At 64.1% G+C, this 20,388-nt stretch carries 19 protein-coding genes; 12 read left to right on the top strand and 7 right to left on the bottom strand.

Going from position 1 to position 20,388, the window contains the following annotated elements; genetic code table 11:
• Positions 1–136 precede the first annotated feature (136 nt).
• A complete protein-coding gene (locus tag KF719_RS08380) occupies positions 137–3,448 on the top strand; it encodes an autotransporter domain-containing protein (protein WP_293508262.1) in 3,312 nt (1,103 codons plus the stop codon).
• A gap of 37 nt (positions 3,449–3,485) precedes the next feature.
• Here the strand turns inward: KF719_RS08380 and KF719_RS08375 are convergent, their stop codons facing one another.
• Complete coding sequence (locus KF719_RS08375) at positions 3,486–4,376, bottom strand: MBL fold metallo-hydrolase (protein ID WP_293508261.1); 891 nt, start codon at positions 4,374–4,376, stop codon at positions 3,486–3,488.
• Positions 4,377–4,498: 122 nt separating this feature from the next.
• On the opposite strand from KF719_RS08375, the gene KF719_RS08370 reads away from it, so the two are divergent.
• From KF719_RS08370 to KF719_RS08360, 3 genes are read left to right on the top strand one after another with little or no spacing between them, the layout of a single operon-like run.
• Positions 4,499–4,810: a metalloregulator ArsR/SmtB family transcription factor gene (locus KF719_RS08370; RefSeq protein WP_363318011.1), complete on the top strand. Its 312-nt coding sequence runs from the start codon at positions 4,499–4,501 to the stop codon at positions 4,808–4,810.
• A 20-nt stretch (positions 4,811–4,830) separates the two neighbouring features.
• Positions 4,831–5,352, top strand: coding sequence for a rhodanese family protein (locus tag KF719_RS08365; RefSeq protein WP_293508260.1), 522 nt, complete (start codon positions 4,831–4,833; stop codon positions 5,350–5,352).
• 16 nt (positions 5,353–5,368) lie between these two features.
• The gene (locus KF719_RS08360; RefSeq protein ID WP_293508259.1) at positions 5,369–6,163 is read left to right on the top strand and encodes a sulfite exporter TauE/SafE family protein; all 795 of its coding nucleotides are present in this window, start codon (positions 5,369–5,371) and stop codon (positions 6,161–6,163) included.
• Between the two features lie 206 nt (positions 6,164–6,369).
• Here the strand turns inward: KF719_RS08360 and ccrA are convergent, their stop codons facing one another.
• Positions 6,370–7,635 carry a crotonyl-CoA carboxylase/reductase gene (gene ccrA, locus KF719_RS08355; protein WP_293508258.1) on the bottom strand — a complete coding sequence of 422 codons (1,266 nt, stop codon included), beginning with the start codon at positions 7,633–7,635 and terminating at the stop codon, positions 6,370–6,372.
• Positions 7,636–7,837: 202 nt separating this feature from the next.
• On the opposite strand from ccrA, the gene KF719_RS08350 reads away from it, so the two are divergent.
• Positions 7,838–8,929 (top strand): ferritin-like domain-containing protein, encoded by a 1,092-nt coding sequence (locus KF719_RS08350; protein ID WP_293508257.1) that lies wholly within the window; start codon positions 7,838–7,840, stop codon positions 8,927–8,929.
• A 92-nt stretch (positions 8,930–9,021) separates the two neighbouring features.
• Here the strand turns inward: KF719_RS08350 and KF719_RS08345 are convergent, their stop codons facing one another.
• Positions 9,022–10,269 carry an acyl-CoA dehydrogenase family protein gene (locus tag KF719_RS08345; protein ID WP_293508256.1) on the bottom strand — a complete coding sequence of 416 codons (1,248 nt, stop codon included), beginning with the start codon at positions 10,267–10,269 and terminating at the stop codon, positions 9,022–9,024.
• Between the two features lie 185 nt (positions 10,270–10,454).
• On the opposite strand from KF719_RS08345, the gene KF719_RS08340 reads away from it, so the two are divergent.
• From KF719_RS08340 to KF719_RS08320, 5 genes are all read left to right on the top strand, one after another.
• Positions 10,455–12,458 (top strand): protein meaA, encoded by a 2,004-nt coding sequence (locus KF719_RS08340; RefSeq protein WP_293508255.1) that lies wholly within the window; start codon positions 10,455–10,457, stop codon positions 12,456–12,458.
• Positions 12,459–12,671: 213 nt separating this feature from the next.
• Positions 12,672–12,962, top strand: a complete 291-nt coding sequence (locus KF719_RS08335) for a hypothetical protein (protein WP_293508254.1) — start codon at positions 12,672–12,674, stop codon at positions 12,960–12,962.
• A complete protein-coding gene (locus KF719_RS08330) occupies positions 12,959–14,050 on the top strand; it encodes a hypothetical protein (protein WP_293508253.1) in 1,092 nt (363 codons plus the stop codon). Before KF719_RS08335 ends, KF719_RS08330 begins: the two co-directional genes overlap by 4 nt.
• Positions 14,051–14,055: 5 nt before the next feature.
• A complete protein-coding gene (locus KF719_RS08325) occupies positions 14,056–14,736 on the top strand; it encodes a hypothetical protein (RefSeq protein WP_293508252.1) in 681 nt (226 codons plus the stop codon).
• A 74-nt stretch (positions 14,737–14,810) separates the two neighbouring features.
• Positions 14,811–15,764 carry an AEC family transporter gene (locus KF719_RS08320; RefSeq protein WP_293508251.1) on the top strand — a complete coding sequence of 318 codons (954 nt, stop codon included), beginning with the start codon at positions 14,811–14,813 and terminating at the stop codon, positions 15,762–15,764.
• Here the strand turns inward: KF719_RS08320 and KF719_RS08315 are convergent.
• On the bottom strand, positions 15,761–16,813 hold the full coding sequence (locus KF719_RS08315; RefSeq protein WP_293508250.1) for an acyltransferase family protein: 1,053 nt from the start codon (positions 16,811–16,813) through the stop codon (positions 15,761–15,763). The genes KF719_RS08320 and KF719_RS08315 overlap by 4 nt on opposite strands.
• 112 nt (positions 16,814–16,925) lie before the next feature.
• Positions 16,926–17,828, bottom strand: coding sequence for a tRNA glutamyl-Q(34) synthetase GluQRS (gene gluQRS / locus KF719_RS08310; RefSeq protein WP_293508249.1), 903 nt, complete (start codon positions 17,826–17,828; stop codon positions 16,926–16,928).
• Between the two features lie 76 nt (positions 17,829–17,904).
• Between gluQRS and KF719_RS08305 the strand changes: the two genes are divergently transcribed.
• Complete coding sequence (locus tag KF719_RS08305; RefSeq protein ID WP_293508248.1) at positions 17,905–18,582, top strand: dienelactone hydrolase family protein; 678 nt, start codon at positions 17,905–17,907, stop codon at positions 18,580–18,582.
• Positions 18,583–18,688: 106 nt separating this feature from the next.
• Entirely contained in the window at positions 18,689–19,249 is a 561-nt protein-coding gene (locus KF719_RS08300) for an HNH endonuclease (protein WP_293508247.1), read from the top strand.
• 5 nt (positions 19,250–19,254) lie between these two features.
• Here the strand turns inward: KF719_RS08300 and KF719_RS08295 are convergent, their stop codons facing one another.
• Positions 19,255–19,851: a demethoxyubiquinone hydroxylase family protein gene (locus KF719_RS08295; protein WP_293508246.1), complete on the bottom strand. Its 597-nt coding sequence runs from the start codon at positions 19,849–19,851 to the stop codon at positions 19,255–19,257.
• Positions 19,851–20,372 carry a disulfide bond formation protein B gene (locus KF719_RS08290; RefSeq protein ID WP_293508245.1) on the bottom strand — a complete coding sequence of 174 codons (522 nt, stop codon included), beginning with the start codon at positions 20,370–20,372 and terminating at the stop codon, positions 19,851–19,853. The genes KF719_RS08295 and KF719_RS08290 overlap by 1 nt, the downstream gene beginning before the upstream one ends.
• Positions 20,373–20,388 lie beyond the last annotated feature (16 nt).

Here is a 20,388-nt window from a genome sequence, read left to right as displayed (position 1 = left end):
TCCCTTTGCCGTCCCGTTCCGCGCATACCCCATCCGGGGTATGCGGGCCTTGCCGCTCCCGGTCCTTAATCCGCCCATCGAAATTTCCGTGAGCGGGCGCCTGTCGCGCCCGCGCGGCTGGTGGGGGTTGTGAAAGATGGGCAAGACGGTCGAACGGCAAATGGCGGCGTCGCGGTGCAACCGGCGCGGCATGTTGATGGCAACCACAGCGGTGCTGGCGCTGATGTCGGGACCGGCGCTCGCGGTCGACGGGCAATGGCTCGCCAATCCCGGGACGGGAAGCTGGAATTCGGGCGCCAACTGGTCGAGCAGTCCGAGCGTTCCCGATGGCGCAGTCACCTTCGGAAATTCGAGCGAGACCACCATCGGCGTCAACGGCGTTCATACGCTCGACAGCATCACCTTCGGCAACCCGTCGGATGCCTTCACCATCAATCTGAATGCGAGCGCCCGGTTCTTTTTCGACGGCGACGGCATCGTCAACAATGGCGTCCAGACGCAGACTTTCAACATCGCGACGGGTCTGAGCACCGGCATCGGCTTCCGCAACGACTCGACCGCCGGCACCGACACGCAATTCAACATTCTGGGGTTCGTCATCTTCCAGGATAGCAGCTCGGCCGGTGGCGGCTCGTTCAGCAACGAAAATGTGCTCGAATTCGACGAAACCTCGACCGCCGGCAATGCCACCATCGTCAACACCGCGCTCGGCTCGCTGCTTTTCTACGGCGACTCAAGCGCCGGCGCGTCCACCATCACCAATGACGGCTACATGGTGTTCAACGGCAGCAGCACCGGCGGCACGGCTGCGATCGACAATACCGTCACGCTGAACTTCGCCGAGGACGCCAGCGCGGGCGACGCTTCGCTGACGCTTCAGGCCGGCAGCACGACGTATTTCCGGGACAATGCGACCGCCGGCACCTCCGACATCGCCGTTGATGGCGAGCTCAATTTCTCAAACGATGCCACGGCCGCCACGTCCGAGATCGACAATTCGGGCGAAGTCAATTTCGAGGGCGACAGCACCGCGGGCGACGCCACGATCACGACCCGCAATGGCGGCGTCCTCAACTTCATTTCCAGAGCGATTGCCGGTACCGCCGAGCTGATCTTCGAGCACGGCGCGACGGGCGTCTTCGACGATGACGGTTCGGCCGGCGATGCCGACATCGACGTCCAGGGCAACGGCGTCAACTATGCCGAACTCTATTTCCGCAGCTTTTCGAGCGCCGGTTCGGCGATCGTCCAGGTCGGCGGCTATATCGACTTTGAGGACAATTCGACGGCCGGCACCGCCGAAATCACCAACACCGTCGATGGCAGCACGCGCTTCTACAATTCATCGACGGCGGGCAGCGCCAGCTTCATCAACAATGGCGGTCTCCACTTCAGGGACGACAGTTCGGCGGATGAGGCGAGCATCGAAAACAACGATGTTCTGACTTTCGGCGACGCGGCCAGCGGCGGCACCGCCGTCATCGTCAACAACAGCATGGCCGAATTTGCCCAAAGCTCCACGGCCGGCAGCGCCGAAATCGAGAATGGAGGCGATCTCTTCTTCCGCGATACGTCTTCGGCGGGCGATGCCGTCATCACAACGACAAATGGCGGCACGGTCGATTTCCGCAACGCGGCGACGGGCGGCACGGCGCAGTTCATCGTCGAGGCCGGCGGTATCTTCACGACTGAAAATCTTGTGGCGGGGAGCCTCGAAGTCGGTTCGATCGCCGGCGCCGGCGATTTCACGCTCGGGCTCGGCAAGGAACTTGTCGTCGGCGGCAACAACCAATCGACCGAGGTTTCGGGCGTCATTTCGGGCATCGGCGGTTCGCTGACCAAGACCGGCACCGGCATATTGATCCTCTCGGGCATCAATACGCTGACCGGCGGCGCCTCGGTTCAGGAGGGCGCATTGCTGGTCAATGGCGTCCTGCCCGACGTTTCGGTGTCCGGCGACGGCACACTCGGCGGCAGCGGCACCGTCACCGGTTCGATCAATGTGATGATCGGCGGCGCGGTCGCGCCCGGCAATTCGATCGGCACCCTGCAGGCCGACAATGTCACCTTCGCCGCCGGCACCTTCTTCGATGTCGAGGTGGATGCGGACGGCAACAGCGATCTGCTTCAGGTCGACAACGAGGCAACGATCAACGGCGGCACGGTGCGCGTCTTCGCCGGAGCGGGCGACTATGCGGCAAGCACGCTCTATACGATCCTCACCGCCAACGATGTCGTCGGCACTTTCGACGGCGTGACGTCCAACTTCGCCTTCCTGTCGCCGACGCTCACCTACGACGTCAACACGGTCTTCCTGACGCTTGACCTTGCGGCGGACTTCCAGGAGGCGGCGCTTACGCCCAACCAGTTCAATGTCGCTGGCGCTGTGCAGGGGCTGGGCGCGGGCAATGTGCTCTACGACGAAATATTGTCGATGACGGAGGAAGAGGCGCGTGCCGCCTTCGATGCGCTGTCGGGTGAGGCACATGCCGGCGCCTCGACGTCGTTTCTCCTTACCGCGCAGCAAATCCGCGATCTGCTGTTCGCGCGGCTTCAGGGCCTCATCGGCGGCGGCACAGGGTCGGCGGCGCTTGCTCAGGCGCCCGCGGCCGGCGACGGCCGGCCCGGCGGCGACACGACGCTTTGGGGCCACGTCTTCGGCGCCTGGGGCAAAACCGACGCCAACAGCAAAACGGCGGCGCTCGACCGCACGGCGTCGGGCTTTCTCGGCGGTGCCGACAAGGCGGTCGGCGACAATGCCCGCATCGGCGTTGCGCTCGGCTACAGCCGCTCCACCTTCGATGTCGATACGCTCGCCTCATCGGGCGCGAGCGACAACTTCCACATCGCCGGCTATGCCGGCGCAAAGCTCGGCGCGGTCGATCTCGGGGGCACGCTTGCCTATGCCTATCAGCAGGCGGATACCGATCGCACCGTCGTTGTCGGCGGCATCACCAACCGCCTGAAGGCGGACTACGACGCCCATGTCATGCAGGCCGCCGCCGAAATCGGCACCGACCTTGCGCGCGGCCCGGTGGTGTTCACGCCCTTTGCCGGACTGGCGGTTGTTCATGTCGAGACCGATGGCTTCACCGAGACCGGCGGTCCGGCGGCGCTCACGGTCGCCGGCTCCAGCAACACGACCGGCATTTCAACACTCGGCCTGCGCGGCCGCCGCGAAAGCGATGCCTTCGCGCTCACCGGTTCGCTCGCCTGGCGTCATGCTTTCGGCGATGTCGACCCGTCGTCGCGTGCGGCCTTTGCCTCGGCGCCCGCCACCAGCTTCACCGTTCAGGGTGCGCCGATCTCGAAAAATGCGCTCGCGGTTGAGGCCGGTATCGGCCTGACGCTCGGTCCGCGCACCGTACTCTCGTTCGGCTATGCCGGCGAATACGGTTCCGATGCAAAGGACCACGGTCTGAACGCGCAGCTCAGCGTTCGCTTCTGAGGGGCTACTTCCGAGGGGGAAAAGGTGGAGGAGAGCCCTAAAGGCTCTCCTCTGCTTCCGCCGGTACCGTCAGCGGGATTTTCAGGTAGCGCTTGCCGTTGTCTTCGGCCGGCGGCACGTGGCCGGCGCGGATATTGACCTGGATCGAGGGCAAGAGCAGCACAGGGGCCGCCAGCGTCGCGTCGCGCTTTTCGCGCATGGCGACGAAGCTCGCTTCGCCCACGCCTTCATGGACATGGATGTTTGCGGCGCGCTGTTCGCCCACCGTCGTTTCCCACACATAGTTGTCGCGGCCCTCCGGCTTGTAGTCGTGGCACATGAAGAGCCGCGTCTCGGGCGGCAGTGCCAGCAGCTTCTGGATCGAGCGATAAAGCGTGCGCGCGTCGCCGCCGGGGAAGTCGGCGCGTGCCGTGCCGTAGTCGGGCATGAAGAGCGTGTCGCCGACGAAAACCGCGTCGTCCACCTTGTAGCTGATGCAGGCCGGCGTATGCCCCGGCGTCGCGATGACCTCCACCGTCAACTCGCCGATGTGAAAGCGCTCGCCCTCCTTGAACAGGTGGTCGAATTCGCGGCCGTCGGTCGGGCCGTTCTGGTTGAAGACCGGCGTGAAGATTTTCTGCACATCGTTGATCTGTGCGCCGATACCGATTTTCGCGCCCGTTTTCGCTTTCAGATATTGCGCGGCCGACAGATGGTCGGCATGGGCATGGGTTTCGAGGATCCATTCGATCCGCGCCTTCGCCTTTTCGGCGGCGGCCAGCAGCCTGTCGGCGCTCGCGGTCGAAACCTTGCCCGATTTCGGGTCGAAATCGAGCACCGGATCGACAAAGGCGGCGGCGCGGCTCGCCGGATCGACCACCAGATAGCTCACCGTATTGGTGGCCTCGTCGAAAAAGCCCTGTATTTCCGGCTTTTTTGCGTTGTTCATGGGGGTTCTCCTTCTTCGTTTCCGGCCCGGCTTTCGCCTCGGACCCGTTCGTCTCTTGACATATATATTAGCAATCACTAATTTAGCAAGAGCTAAAACGTCACAGGGCCGGAGGCCGGACGATGCGGATGATGAAAAGCGATATTTCGAAGCTCGCCGAAAGCGCCGGCGAGGCGGCGCGGATGCTGCGCCTGCTCGCCAATGAAAAGCGACTGCTGGTGCTGTGTGCGCTGGCGGTGAAAGGCGAGGCGAGCGTCGGCGAGCTCGCGGCCGAAGCCGATCTCGGCATGTCGGCGCTCTCGCAGCATCTGGCGAAGCTGCGCGAGGACGGCCTCGTCGCCACGCGCCGGCACGCCCAGACCGTCTACTACCGGATCGACGATCCCGACGCGGCCCGGATTCTCAAAACCCTGAAAGACATCTATTGCGCTTAAGCGCCAAAGGAGAAGACAAGATGACCCTCAAGACCATCACCCCCGAAGAAGCCAAGGCGCTCGGCGCGCGCGGCGCCGCCATTGTCGATGTGCGCGACGCCGACGAATTCGCCCGCGAACATATTCCCGGCGCGCGCAATGCGCCGCTCGCCGCGCTCGGGCCAGGCGCCGCCCCGCAAGGCGGCATCCTCGTCTATCACTGCAAGTCCGGCATGCGCACCAAGGCCAATGCGGCAAAGCTCGCCGAGGCCGCCGGTCTCTGCGAGGCCTATATTCTCGAAGGCGGCATCGAAGCATGGAAGGCCGCCGGGCTCCCTGTCGCCGCCGACGCCTCGCAGCCCATCGAGTTGATGCGCCAGGTGCAGATCGCGGCGGGGTCGCTCGTCGTGCTCGGCGTGGCGCTCGGCGCTGTCGTCCATCCGGGCTTCTATCTGCTCTCCGCCTTTGTCGGCGCGGGGCTGGTGTTCGCCGGCGTTTCCGGCTTCTGCGGCATGGCGCGGCTGCTTGCCGTGATGCCGTGGAACCGCGCGCTGCGGGCGTAAACGGAAGGGTGCGGAAATGGAATTCGCCGCCGCCGATCTCGTCGCGCTCGCCGCGGGCGCGCTTGTCGGGCTGACGCTCGGGCTGGTCGGCGCCGGCGGCTCCATTCTCGCCGTGCCTCTGCTCGTCTATGTCGTCGGCGTCGCCTCGCCCCATGTTGCGATCGGCACCGGCGCCATCGCGGTCGGCGCCAATGCGCTGGCCGGCGTCTTCCTTCATGCGCGCGCAAAGACCGTCAAGTGGCCCTGCGCCCTTGTCTTCGCCGCCGCGGGCGTCGTCGGCGCCTTCGGCGGTGCGCGGCTCGGCAAGATGGTCGATGGCGAGCTGTTGCTGGCGCTGTTCGGTCTCGTGATGATCGCCGTCGGCGTCTCGATGTTCCTGCGCCGCGGCGATGGTGGCAATGCGGAGGTCCATCTCGACCGCGCCTCGGCGCGCAAGCTGCTGCCGTCGCTGATCGGCTACGGGCTTGCCGTCGGTTTCCTCTCCGGGTTTTTCGGCGTCGGCGGCGGCTTTCTCATCGTGCCCGGCCTCATCGGCGCCACCAACATGCCGATCCTCTTTGCGGTCGGCTCGTCGCTGGTTTCGGTTTCCGCCTTCGGCTTCGCCACCGCTTCCTCCTATGCGCTGGCCGGACTTGTCGACTGGCATGCGGCCGCGCTGCTGCTCGCCGGCGGTCTCGCCGGCGCCGTGCTCGGCGCGGCGCTCGCCCGCCGCCTCGCCGCCCGCAAGGCGCTCCTTACACGGATATTCGCCGCGACGGTCATCGCCATCGGGCTCTATGTCGCGGGGCAGGGGGCGCTGGTGTTTTTGTGAAGGGGTCCGAAAACCGGGGATTACTTTTTTTCAGCCACCCTATCGCGGCCGCGAAACGGAATCGGGGATAAGGAACGCCGTTTGTGCGCCGCAAACCGGGGACAAGTTCGACTTATCCCCGGGGCCGAGCCGGGGACAAGTGCCTCCCGAAACCGCGCGTGACAGTTTTTTGACAGATCGATGACAGAAGGCCCTTTTCGGGGTCCTCAGGCGGCCTTCTTACCCGCCTCGATCGTGTCCTCGAAGGTGCGCAGGCCCGGCCGCGCGGCCGACACCAGCACCGCCATGTTGCCCGGCAGGTGCTCGTTCTTCCACATCTTGTCATGCGCCAGTGGAATGTCCGCCCACGGAAAGACTTCCGACATGCCGGGGTCGATGCGCCGCTCGATCACGAGCTGGTTGGCCGCCGATGCCTGTTTCAGATGCGCGAAATGCGAACCCTGGATGCGTTTCTGCCGCATCCAGACGAAGCGCGCGTCGAATGTCAGGTTGAATCCGCTGGTGCCGGCGCAGAAAACCACCATGCCGCCGCGCTTCGTCACCATGCAGGAAACGGGGAACGTCGCCTCGCCCGGATGCTCGAACACGATGTCGGGGTCGATGCCCTTGCCGGTGATGTCCCAGATCGCCTTTCCGAATTTGCGCGCTTCTTTCATGAAGTCGTTGAACTCGGCCGAGTTGACCTTCGGCAACTGGCCCCAGCAATCGAAATGCTTGCGGTTGATGACGCCTTTCGCGCCCATCGACATCACGAAATCATGTTTGCTGTCGTCGGAAATGACGCCGATGGCGTGCGCCCCCGCCGTCGCGCAGAGCTGCACGGCGAAGGAGCCGAGGCCGCCGCTCGCGCCCCACACCAGCACGTTCTGTCCGGGCGCCAGAATATGCGGCGCGTGGCCGAACAACATGCGATAGGCGGTCGCCAGCGTCAGCGTGTAGCAGGCGCTTTCCTCCCATGTCAGGTGTTTCGGGCGCGGCATCAACTGCTGCGATTGCACGCGGCAGAACTGCGCGAAGGAGCCGTCCGGCGTTTCGTAGCCCCAGATGCGCTGCGTCGGCGAGAACATCGGATCGCCGCCATTGCATTCCTCGTCGTCGCCATCGTCCTGATTGCAGTGGATGACGACTTCGTCGCCGACCTTCCAGCGCTTCACCTTGGCGCCGACCGCATAGACGATGCCCGACGCATCCGAGCCGGCGATATGGTAGGGCTGCTTGTGAACGTCGAAAACCGAAACCGGTGTGCCGAGGCCGGCCCAGATGCCGTTGTAGTTGACGCCGGCCGCCATCACGAGGACGAGCACCTCGTTACTGTCGATTTCCCAGGTGGGCACCGCCTCCACCTGCATTGCCTGTTGCGGCGGACCCTCGCGGTCGCGGCGGATCGTCCAGGCATACATCTTCTCCGGCACATGACCGAGCGGCGGTATCTCTCCGATTTCGTAGAGATCTTTTTTGTCCGTATGCGTCATAACTCCACCTCGTCCGCCGTTCGATACCGCTCGATGGCGCGGATCATTGGCATTTGACGTCACGGATGCAAGGAAATTTTGCACTGCAATATCAGCGGTTTATGGCGGAAACGCTGGAATCCCGCGGCTTATTTGACGTGGCGGAACCCGGAATACGGAGTTATGCTCCGCATAGAGGATCTTTTTGGGAGGAGAGAGCCGGATGAGTTTCAGCAAGCAATATGCGATCGAGCTCGAAGACAGCCATTGGGCCGTGCCGCAGGGTTTCGACGTGATGTTCAATTGGGAGTACGACCCCGAGCGTGCGGCGATGATGGGCCTCTATCGCAAAGGCGTCGAGATGCAGTGGGATGCCAATACGCGCATCGACTGGAGCCAGGAGCTCGACGAAGACAATCCCGAACAATTGCCCGACGAGATGCTGCCGATCAATGGCATGGCGCAGTTCGAGAAGATGTCGCGCAAGGAAAAAGCCAATGTGCGCAAACATTTTCAGGCCTGGCAATTGTCGCAGTTCATGCAGGGCGAACAGGGCGCGTTGATCTGCACCGCCAAGATCGTCACGCAGGTGCCGGACATCGATTCGAAGTTCTATGCCTCGACGCAGGTGATCGACGAGGCGCGGCATGTCGAGAGCTACAAGCGCCTGCTGGAAAAGTTTGCAATCGTCTATCCGATGACGAAGCCGCTGCAGGACCTGATCGAACAGACCCTGCGCGACAGCCGCTGGGACATGACCTATCTCGGCATGCAGGTCGTGATCGAGGGGCTGGCGCTCGCCTCCTTCGCGCAGATTCGCGACAATGCACAGAACCCGCTGGCGGCCGCCGTCAACGCCTATGTGATGCAGGACGAAGCGCGCCACGTAGCCTTCGGCCGTCTGGCGCTGCGCGACTTCTATCCGAAAATCTCCGAGAAGGAGCGCGACGAGCGCGAGGAGTTCCTGCTCGAAGCCAGCTATCTGATGCGCGACCGTTTCGATGCGGTCGAGGTCTGGAAGAATCTCGGCCTCGATCCGGTCGCCTGCGGCGAGCACATGTATCACTCGGGCTTCATGCAGACGTTCCGCAACTCGCTGTTCCAGCGCATCGTGCCGATCGTCAAGGATGTCGGCCTCTGGGGTCCGCGCATCCGCAAGGGCTATGAGGAAATGGGCGTGCTCGCCTATGCCGATCAGGACGTCGATGCCATGCAGCAGGCCGACGACAACATCGCCCGCGAATTCGATGCGCGCCGCAAGCATATCGAGCGCATCGCCGCGCGTGCCGGCGGACAGGCAACGGCCGCCGAGTAGGCTTCGCTCGCCGGTCCGGTATCGATAAAAAACCGCCGCGCGGATTGTTTCCACGCGGCGGTTTTCATTTAAGTGCCGAATATATGCAGGTTCTACCAGAGACCGTGCCGTTGCACTTCGGCGCGGCCGACGACCATGTGATGCACTTCGTCGGGACCGTCGGCAAAGCGCAGATGGCGCATGTCGGTGTACATGTCGGCGAGCGGCGTCCATTGCGAGATGCCGGCGGCGCCGTGCATCTGGATCGCCTGATCGATGATCAGGCAGACCTTCTCCGGCACCATCGCCTTGACCGCGCTGACATAGACGCGGGCTTCCTTGTTGCCCAGCACGTCCATCGCTCTTGCGGCCTGCAGCACGGCGAGACGCATCGCATTGATTTCGATGCGGGCGCGCGAAATGATCTCGAGGTTGCCGCCGAGCTTGGCGATCGGCTTGCCGAAGGCTTCGCGCGTGGCCGAGCGCTTCACCATCAGTTCCAGCGCCTTTTCCGCCTTGCCGATCGAACGCATGCAGTGATGGATGCGGCCGGGGCCGAGGCGCACCTGGCTGATTTCGAAACCGCGGCCTTCACCCAACAGGATATTTTCCTTCGGCACGCGCACATTGTTGAAGCGGATATGCATGTGGCCGTGGGGCGCGTGGTCCTTGCCGAAGACCTTCATCGGCCCGAGAATCTCGACGCCGGGCGTGTCGATCGGCACAAGGATTTGCGATTGCTGTTTGCTCGGCGGGGCGTCCGGGCTCGTGCGCACCATCACGATCATGATCTTGCAGCGCGGGTCGCCGGCGCCGGAAATATAGAACTTCTCTCCGTTGATGACCCATTCGTCGCCGTCGAGCACAGCGCTGGTGCGCACATTCTTGGCATCGGAGCTCGGTACATCCGGCTCGGTCATCGCATAGGCAGAGCGGATTTCGCCGTTGAGCAGCGGCTCCAGCCACTTCTTCTTCTGCGCGGGCGTGCCGACGCGCTCCAGCACTTCCATGTTGCCGGTGTCGGGCGCGCTGCAATTCAGCGTTTCGGACGCAAGCGGCGATTTGCCGAGCTCGACCGCGATATAGGCATAGTCGAGATTGGTGAGGCCGGAGCCGATTTCGGAATCCGGCAGGAAGAAGTTCCACAGGCCCGATTCCTTGGCCTTGTTCTTGGCGCCTTCCAGCAGCTCAAGCTGGCGCGGATGCCAGCTCCAGCGGTCGGTCTTCTCGTCGTGGAGGCGGAAAAATTCTTCCGTGATCGGCTCTACATTTTCGGCGATGTGCTTCTGCACGGCCGCCATCAGCGGGCGCGCCTTCTCCGACATCGCAAGCTGAAACAGGTCCTGGTCGAGGTCTGACATCAAATTCCATCCATTGTGTTTTCAGTTTCGGTGCGCGCAGGTTAACGCGTCCGGCCGCGGCGCGATATCCATTGTGGTGTGCGCCCCCGATTGAGGGGGCAAACGGTGCCGCAACACCTCTTTTGCAGCGCAGCAAAGCCTGTGATAATGGGTCTGCGGAAGGTCGGTTGACGCGAGGGCAGGCAATGAGCAAGGGCAGTGAGGGCGGCGGGAACGTTCCGGCAAAGGACAATCCCTGGATTTTCCGCACCTATGCCGGCCATTCGACGGCGAAAGCCTCGAACGCGCTTTACCGCACCAACCTCTCGCGCGGCCAGACCGGTCTCTCGATCGCCTTCGACCTGCCGACACAGACCGGTTACGACAGCGACCATGTGCTGGCGCGCGGCGAGGTCGGCAAGGTCGGCGTTCCCGTTTCGCATATCGGCGACATGCGGGCTCTCTTCGAGGGCATTCCCATGGAGCAGATGAACACCTCCATGACGATCAACGCGACGGCGGCCTGGCTGCTGGCGCTCTATATCGCGGTGGCGGACGAGCACGGCGCCGACCGCAAGAAACTTCAGGGCACGGTCCAGAACGACATCATCAAGGAATATCTCTCGCGCGGCACTTATGTGTTTCCGCCCGAGCCGTCGATGCGCCTCATCACCGACATCGTTTCCTATACCTATCGCGAAGTGCCGAAGTGGAATCCCACAAACGTCTGCTCCTATCATCTGCAGGAAGCGGGCGCGACGCCGGTGCAGGAACTTGCCTTTGCGCTGGCGACCGCGCAGGCGGTGCTCGACCGGCTGAAGGCGAGCGGTCAGGTGCCCGAAAAGGACTTTCCGCAGGTCGTCGGCCGCATCAGCTTTTTCGTCAATGCCGGTGTGCGCTTCATCACCGAGATCGCCAAGATGCGCGCCTTTGTCGATCTCTGGGACGAGATCTGCCGCGACCGCTATGGCGTCGAGGACGCAAAGCTCCGCCGCTTCCGCTACGGCGTGCAGGTCAATTCGCTCGGGCTCACCGAGCAGCAACCGGAAAACAACGTCTATCGCATCCTGCTCGAAATGCTGGCGGTGACGCTGTCGAAGAATGCGCGCGCCCGCGCGGTGCAGCTTCCGGCCTGGAACGAGGCGCTCGGCCTGCCGCGTCCCTGGGATCAGCAATGGTCGCTGCGTGCGCAGCAGATCCTCGCCTATGAAACAGACCTTCTCGAATATGGCGACATCTTCGACGGCTCGAAGGTCATGGACGCCAAGGTCGAAGCCCTGAAGGCGGAAGCGCGCGAGGAACTGGCGCGGATCGAGGAGATGGGCGGTGCGGTCGCGGCCGTCGACAGCGCCTATATGAAAGAACGCCTCGTCGAATCCAATTCGGCGCGGCTCGAGGAGATCGAGGCCGGGCGGCAGGTCGTGGTGGGCGTCAACCGCTATGTCGAAACGGCGCCGTCGCCGCTTTCGACCGGCGCAGGTTCGATCCATGTCGTCGATGCGGGTGTCGAGGCCGAGCAGGTCGCGGCGCTCGAAGCCTGGCGGGCGGCGCGCGACAACGACGCAGTGGAGGCCACGCTTGCCGATCTCCGCCGCGCCGCCAAGGAAGGCCGCAACATCATGGGGCCTTCCATCGTGTGCGCGAAAGCCGGCGTCACCACCGGCGAATGGGGCACGGCGCTCCGGCAGATTTTCGGCGAATATCGTGCGCCCACCGGCGTTTCCCGGGCCGCGCGCAATGCGCCGGGCGATCTCGACCCGGTGCGCGCGATGGTCGATGCGGTCTCCTCGAAGCTCGGCCGCCGCCTGAAGTTCCTTGTCGGCAAGCCCGGCCTCGACGGTCATTCGAACGGCGCCGAGCAGATCGCGGTGCGCGCGCGCGATTGCGGCATGGATGTCGTCTATGAAGGCATCCGCCTGACGCCCGAACAGATCGTTGCGTCGGCGCAGGAAGGCGACGTGCATGTCGTCGGGCTGTCGATCCTGTCGGGCAGCCACGTGCCGCTGGTCGAGGATGTGATGAAGCGGATGCGCGAGGCGGGGCTTGCCGACATCCCGGTCGTCGTCGGCGGAATCATCCCCGCGGATGACGAGGAAAAGCTCCGCGCCGCCGGCGTCGCCGCGATCTACACACCCAAGGATTTCCAGATCACCGACATCATGGCCGAGGTCGTGCGGCTGGTGGACTACAACACGGACGAGGCGGCGTGAGGCGGCTGCCGTTTTAGCGGGCAGTCATCACATTCTTGCCATATTCCCATAATCTTTCCGCCGCATTGGAGTCCTTCAATGAGACACCTTGTTAAGGTGTGGCGGGCGTCCTTTCATCTCGACGATTTGATTTTTGCAGACTCCGCCTGCCTGTCGACCGGTGTTACGCTTCCAAGGTGTTAACGCCGGTTGTGTCAGAAAAGGATCGGGCTGATGAGCGACGGTTTCGAAACGGGGAATGCGCCGGGCGGCGCGCAGGGCAAGGGGCAGACGGCCTATCACTATGGCCGCGCCGCGGAGCCGCTTCCCGAGCTTCATGTTTTCTCCCGGCTTTCCGAACTCGACGCGGCCTATGCCGCCGAGCTGGCGCGGCGGCGCGCGCGGCAGGAAACGCTGGAGCGTGAAGTCGTCGAGCTTGCCAAGCGCCTTTCCGCACCGCTTGAAAGCGCCGCTGCCGAGGCGCCGAAGCGCAAGGGCTTTTTCAGCCGGAGGGCGAAATCATGAGCGCGGCGACACTCATTCCCGAAGACACGCGCGCACAAATTTCGCGCAACTATGTCGCAAGCGAGCGCGAGGCGCGGTTCGCTTCGTTTCATTTCTTCGCCTTCATCCTGATCGGGCTGATCGCGGCCGGCGCGCTTGTCGTCGATTATGCAATCGTCAGCGAATTCTGGACGCGGGCGCTCGCCAATGAGTTCCTCGAACTGCCGGGCGCGCTCGGCGCGTCGGTAGCCTTCAAGTCGATGCAGGTGCTTTTCGCCACCGTCGCCGCCCATATCCTCTACGAACAGCTCGGCGCATTCGGCAAGGCGGTCTTCGTGCGCATCGTTTTCGTGCTGGCGCTCGCCATGCTGCTCGGCGTCGGCGTGTTGCTGGCGCTGATGTCGCTGCCGAACGGCATCGCGGCGACAAGCGACGGCAGCGTCGGTTCCTCGCTCGGCAATGCGCTGGCCGGGCTCGGCATCGCCTCGACGGCAACCCAGGAAACGGTGCGTGTCGCTTCCGAGGTCGACCAGATGCGCGGCTGGCAGCCGCTCGCATGGCTCGCCTCGCTCGGGATCGTCTTTCTCGTCGTCACCGGCGTTGCCGCGCTCTGCATTCACTATGCGGTCACGGCGCTGCGCCGCGTCTTCCATGCGCGCGATTTCAAGCATCGCCGCACGGCGATGGAGCGGCTGGCCGCGCTCGAGGCCGAGTATGACAGCAATCGCCATGCGCTGGCCGAAATGGAAGGCCCGGAGAACCGGCGCCATCTTCTGTGGACGGGTCTGATGCGCGAATGCCGCGCCTACGAGCAGGGCCTCGACGATGCGCGCCGCAACGGCATTATCGTGGCGCCGCGACGCGGCTTTCTCGGCATGCGCAAGGAGAAGGTGCTGTTCAACGGCCATGCCAGCGACCGGGTCAAGGCCTGCGAGGATTCGCGTCATCTCGGGCGCTACGAAAAGCTTTTCGACGATTGGTGGGAACGCCGCTCGCGCAACGCGATGAAGGCCGGACCGTCACGGATGGAAGCCGTTCGCGAACCTTTCGGCGAAATCCTGCCGCCGCGCGGTTCGCGCCGCATCTCTATCGGCCGGGCAGGCGAGTGAGCGGCATGCGCACCTTTGCCCCACTCGCTCTCGCCGTGGCTTTTCTGTCGGCGCCGTTCTTTGCCGCTGGCGCAGCGGCGGTCGATGCGCCGGCGCGGGCTCAAACCGTCATCATCGGGCTCGATCTGTCGAAGAGCAATCCGCTGGTCGAGGACGAGGCTTATGCGGCGCGCGTCGCGGCGCGCATGGTCGCGGAGATCGACAAGCTGCCGGTGCGCTCGCGCGTCATGGTGCGGACCTTCGGTGCCTATGATTCTTCCGAGAACCCGTTGAAGATCGACGAAGTCATCTCCGCGCGCGCCCGGCCGGAATCGGTGGCCGAAGGCATCTCGGCGCTTGTCGCGGCGATGCCGCAGCTTGTCGCCGAAGGCAAGCTCAAGGCGCAGCAATGGACTTACATTGTCTCCTTCATGGAGACGATGTCGCATCAGGTCGATTGCGCGGCCGGCGATGTGCGCGTCATTTTGCTGACGGACGGCTTCGAGGATTCCGAGCAGGCCCGCATGTTGCGCGGCGGCGCGTTGCCGAAGCCGGAGCCCTATTATCAAGGTTGCACCGAACTGATGATGCTTGGCGTCGGGCAGGGCGGCGGCAGCCCGGCGGTGACGAAGCGCGCGCGCGAGCAATGGGAACGTTGGGCGCAAGCGGCCGGCTTCCAGCGCTTCACGGGTCTCTACGACTGGTAATCCCCACCTGCTTTGACGGCAAGGCGCGGCCTCTATAGGTTCCGCCGCGGGTTTTCTCTCGCGCGGTCCCCGTCATGGAAGTCGCTCTCGGTCTCGTTCTGCCGATCTTCGGCGTTATCGGCCTCGGCTATGCGGCGGTGCGCTCGAAGCTCCTGGGCGCCAGCGTCATCGACGGGCTCGACGCCTATGTCTTCACGCTTGCCATGCCGGTGCTGCTCTTTCGCAATCTCGCGCATACCGAGTTTCCGGCGACGTTGCCCTGGGGCCTTTGGATCTCCTATTACGGCGCCATGCTGGCCGTCTGGGCGGTGGGCTCTCTCATCGCGCTTTATGTTCTCCGCCGGCCGGCGAAGGACAGTGTCATGCTCGGGTTCGGCTGCGGGCAGGGCAACACCATCATGCTCGGTCTGCCGATCATCCTCACAGGCTTCGGCGAAGCGGCAGGTACGCCGGTTTTCCTGATCCTTGCCTTTCACGGCATCATTCTTTTCACCATCGCCACCTTTCTGCTCGAGCTCACGCGCGTTCGCGATGGCGTGGCGCAGCCGCGTTTCCAGGCGATCCTCAAGGAAGGACTGCTCAACACCGCGAAGAACCCCGTCATCATCGGCATTGCAGGCGGCGTCGTGTACGGCCAGCTCGGGGTTCCGCTGCCGGCTGTTGTCGACAACGCGCTTGAAATGGTGGCGCGCTCGGCCATCCCATGCGCGCTTTTCGTGCTTGGCGGCATGCTGACGCGATACGCGATCCGCCGTTCGATCGGCGCGGCGTCGATGACGAGCCTCTTCAAGCTCGTCGCGCATCCGGCGCTGGTGTTTGTGCTGGCGCAGTTCGTGTTCGGGCTGGAGCCGCTCTGGGTTGCGGCGGCGACGGTGCTTGCCGGCATGCCGACCGGCGTCTATTCCTCGATCCTCGCCAACCGCTACGGTGCGGCGCCAGGTGCTGCGTCGAGCGCCGTCATGCTCTCGACGGCCGCCAGCCTCGTCACGTTGACGGTGCTTCTCGGCTTCTTTCTCGCGCCGGCCTAGTCGCCGGCGGCGACCATGATCTTCGGCGTGTGCGGACGGGGCGATGTCAGACGGAACATGTCGGGCCTGACGAAGAAGACGTCGAGCGGCGTATTGAGGACGAGGCGGTAGGCCACGATCGGCGTCACCACGGCGAAGGCGGTGGTGAGAAGCGTCACGAGATCGCCATTCTCGACGCCCAGATGCACAAGCGCAGTGCGCATGGCCGCCATCGGCAGGAAGAATGCCAGGAAGATATAGAGCGAGTGGCGACCGACATAAGCGAGCGGTTCGCCGAGCCGCGCGGCGGCCAGCAGGCTCACCAGCATGACGGCGCTGCCGGCGCCGGCAATACCCATCAGCAATTCGAGGCCGCGAATTTCCACAAGGCGCGAGAAGACGACGGCGGCGACGCTTGCAAGCATGACCGAGGCGAGACCGATCGCGTGAAGCGGCTTCTCCCGCGCCCAGTCGGCGAGTTCGAAAATCTGTTTTGCGCCATAGATGCCGGCGACGAACCAGATGAAACGCCAGGCGAATTCGTCGATCAGCATCCAGCCGGTTTCGATCTTTGCGAAATAGAGAGCCAGCGCAAAAAAGAACACGAAGACGGGCCGCGCATCGCGCAGGAGGCGCATGGTGACGAAGAACATCGCCAGCGAATAGATGAACCAGAGCACCGCGAAAGGCTGGATCGGGATCAGCAGCAGATCGACATAGGTCACCTGCCAGGCGCTTGCATGGGGGATCGCGATTTTCAGCCCGATCTGGATCACCGACCAGAGCAGGTAGAAATAGGCGAAGTGGACGATCTTGCCGTCGACGAATTTGCGGAGGTCGCCATAAAGCGCTTTGTAGGCGAAGAGGCCGGCGACTAGGAAAAAGAGCGGCATGCGGAAGGGCTTGGCGAATTCCGCCAGCGCGCCGAAAACGAGGGGCAGCTGTCCGAGCGCCGCGCCGACGCCGGCGGTCGTGTGTTCCATCACCACAAGGACGATCGTCAGGCCCTTGGCCATATCGATCCAGTCGATGCGCTGTTTCGAGACGTCAAATGCGGTATCGGCGGCCAATTTCGAAGCTCCCCGGCTCATGCGGGCCGGAAATCGTCCCTTTTCGGGATCGAACCGGCTGTCTGAAGTCAGGGAAGCAGCTTTCGCGCCAGTTGATGCCGGTGGTGGATGGTTAAAACCCGACCATGCGCCGGATGTCGGCCGGCGTCTTGCCGGCGGCGCGCAGTTCGCGCAGGCCCATGTCGCGGGCGGACTTCGAGAGCCGCCGTCCCGCATCGTCGCGGATCAGGCGGTGATGGCGATAGCGGGGCTCGGGGAGGCCGAGCAGCACCTGCAGGATGCGGTGTATATAGGTCGCGTGAAACAGGTCCTGGCCGCGCGTCACCAGCGTCACACCCTGGATCGCGTCATCGACCGTCACCGCGAGGTGATAGCTCGTCGGCACATCCTTGCGCGCGATCACGACGTCGCCGAAAAGCGCTGGTTTGACCGCGCAGGTTCCGGTCTCGCCGTTCGGACCTTCGCCGTCTTCCGAAAATGTCAGGGCCTTGCCCGCAATCGCCTCTGCCTTTGCAAGCGCGCTTTCGGTGTCGAGCCGCCAGGCATAGGTTCGGCCTTCCCACATCAGGCGGTTCATCTCGGCAGGCGCGAGGTCCTTGTAGATGCCCGGATAGATCGGCGCGCCGTCGGGATCGACGGGCCAGTTGCGCGCGTCGATGCCCGTTGCGGCGATGGCGTCGGCGATATCCTTGCGCGTTGCAAAACAGGGATAGACGAGGCCCATGTCGCGCAGACGTTTCAGTGCCGCTTTGTAGTCGGCGAAATGTTCCGACTGGCGGCGCACGGGCCGTTCCCAGTCGAGGCCGAGCCAGGCGAGGTCTTCATAGATCGCCTCTTCGTATTCGGGCCGGCAGCGGCCGACATCGATATCCTCGATGCGCAGCAGAAAGCGGCCGTTCAGTTCCTTCGCCGTTTCGTAGGCAAAGAGCGCCGAACAGGCATGGCCGAGATGCAGCCAGCCGTTCGGGCTCGGCGCAAAGCGCAGCACTTCCGTCGGTTCGCCGTTTTCCCGCATTGAACTTGCCGATCCATCCTTTAGTTTCGGACGCGCATTGTTATCGTGCGCGGCCATGTTGCGAAAGGGGAGGCGAATGCCGACAAGTCTGACCGGACCGAGCGTGGCGGCTGCCAGCGGCACGACGCGACAGCTTGTCGTGCTCTGTCATGGGTACGGGTCGGACGGCAACGACCTGATCGGCCTTGCCCCCTACTGGCAGCGGCTGCTGCCCGACGCCGCATTCGTCGCGCCGAATGCGCCCGAGCCTTGTCCGGTCAATCCGATGGGCTATCAGTGGTTTCCCATCGGCCGGCTCGACCCCGACGAAATCCTCCGCGGCGTCGAAGCGGCGGCGCCGGTCCTCGACCGTTTCATCGATGCACAGCTGGGGCTGCATGGCCTGGACGACGCCCATCTGGCGCTGGTCGGCTTCAGCCAGGGCACCATGATGTCGCTGCATGTCGGGTTGCGCCGCGCCCGTGCGGCGGCCTGCATCGTCGGCTATTCGGGCGCCCTTGCCGGGCCGGATCGCCTCCAGGCCGAGATCCGGGCCCGCCCGCCGGTGCTGATGGTTCACGGCGACAGCGACGACATGCTGCCGGTCGCCCGGATGCATCAGGCCGTGCAGGCCCTTGGGGAGGCTGGTCTGGCGGTGCAATGGCATGTTTCGGCGGGGCTCGGCCACAGCATCGACGAGACGGGCCTGATGCTGGGCGGGCGCTTTATCGCCGATGCCTTTGCGGGCCGTCACGGGGCTGCTGCGGCGCGCTGACGGCGACGAAATCTCGTACCTTCACAAAGTTGTCGCGCCGGATATAGTAGCTTCGCGGCTACAGGGGAGCGGCCACGGCAAGGGCGCGCCTCTTCAGGAGGACGGTGTGCACGGATCGTTTGCGAATCCGGATAGTTGTCCGGCGCTGGTGCTGAACGCGGATTACAGGCCGCTCAGCTATTACCCCCTCTCGCTCTGGTCCTGGCAGGACACGATCAAGGCGGTCTTTCTCGATCGCGTCAACATCGTCTCCAGCTACGACACCGCCGTGCGCTCGCCGACATTCGAGATGAAGCTGCCGAGCGTCGTCTCGCTGAAATCCTATGTGAAGCCGGCGCGGTTTCCCGCATTCACAAGGTTCAATCTCTTCCTGCGCGACCGGTTCACCTGCCAGTATTGCGCGGCGCGGCACGAGCTCACCTTCGATCATGTGATCCCGCGCTCGCGCGGCGGGCAGACGACATGGGAAAACGTCATCACGGCCTGCGCGCCCTGCAATCTCAAAAAGGGCGGCAAGATGCCGGCGGACGCGCATATGTTCCCGATGCATCCGCCGTTCCGCCCGACCGTCGGCGACCTGCATCGCAACGGCCGCGCCTTTCCGCCCAACTATCTGCACGATAGCTGGCAGGACTATCTCTACTGGGACAGCGAGCTGGAGCCGTAGGCGGCTCACGCCTTTTCGGAAATCCGTATCGCCAGCCGGCAGGCGGCCTTGATGGCGCCCGAGAGCAGCGGATAGGCCGGTGCTTCCGTCGCGCCCGCCGCTATCGCCTCGTCGCGGTGGCGCACTTCTTCGAGACGGAATTCCTCGATCGTGTCGCGCAGCGGCTTTTCGGCGTCGCCCATGCCGTCGAGCCGGCCGACCTGCGACTTGTAGTGCTCGTCAATCACTTCCTCGACGGCGGCCGTGCAGGCATGGGCGGCCTTTTCGCCGAGCAGCGCGGTCGCCGCGCCGAGCGCGAAACCCGCCACATGCCAGACCGGCGCGAAGGCCGTCGGGCGGACGCCGCGTTCGTTGACGATTTCGTTGAAGCGGGCGAGATGCACCTCCTCGTCCTTCGCCATGTGTTCGAGTTTTGCAACCAGGTCGCGCTTGTGCGGCAGGTTGCGCAGCACGGCAAGCTGGCCCTTGTAGATGCGTACAGCGCCATACTCGCCGGCATGATCGACACGGATCATTTCCTCGACGGCTTCGTCGCGCGCATGACCGGGCTGCGCCGACACACGGGGCGTCTTTCCGTCTTCTGTGTTTCCGGGTGACGACATCAGACTTCTCCGCGGCTTTCGCGGTAAAATCGCCAAAGGGGCAGCGCCGCCAGCGCGCCGAGGACAAGCGAGATCAGCAAGTTGAAGCCCGCCAGCGAAATGCCGAAAAGCGACCATGCCGCCTCGTCGCAACGCGGCGCGTGGACGCGGCCCTCAAGGGCGGCCTGCAATTCTTCCAGCGAACCCGCCACCAGGCCGCCCGAACCGCAGGCGACCGGACCTTCCCACCATTTTTGCTCGACGCCGATGTGGTAGCCGGAAATACCGACAGCGGCGGCGTAGGCCGCGACGCAGATCCCCAGAAACAGCAACACGCCGATGCCGATATTGGCTTCGCGGGACAAGACGCCGGCGATCAGCGCCGCGCCGATGGCGAAATAATGCGGAATGCGGCCCTCAAGGCAGAGCGAGCAGGGGATGTAGCCCAGCACATGCTCGAAAAACAACGCGCCGGCCAGCGTCGCGGCGCTGGCGCCCGCCAGTATCCAGGGAATGGCGTTCGAGGGGATGCGGTCCATCATGGGTGCTATTCAAGCA

The organism is Parvibaculum sp. (genome assembly GCF_019635935.1).
Taxonomy (GTDB): Bacteria; Pseudomonadota; Alphaproteobacteria; order Parvibaculales; family Parvibaculaceae; genus Parvibaculum.
This window is presented reverse-complemented; position numbering and strand designations above follow the sequence as displayed.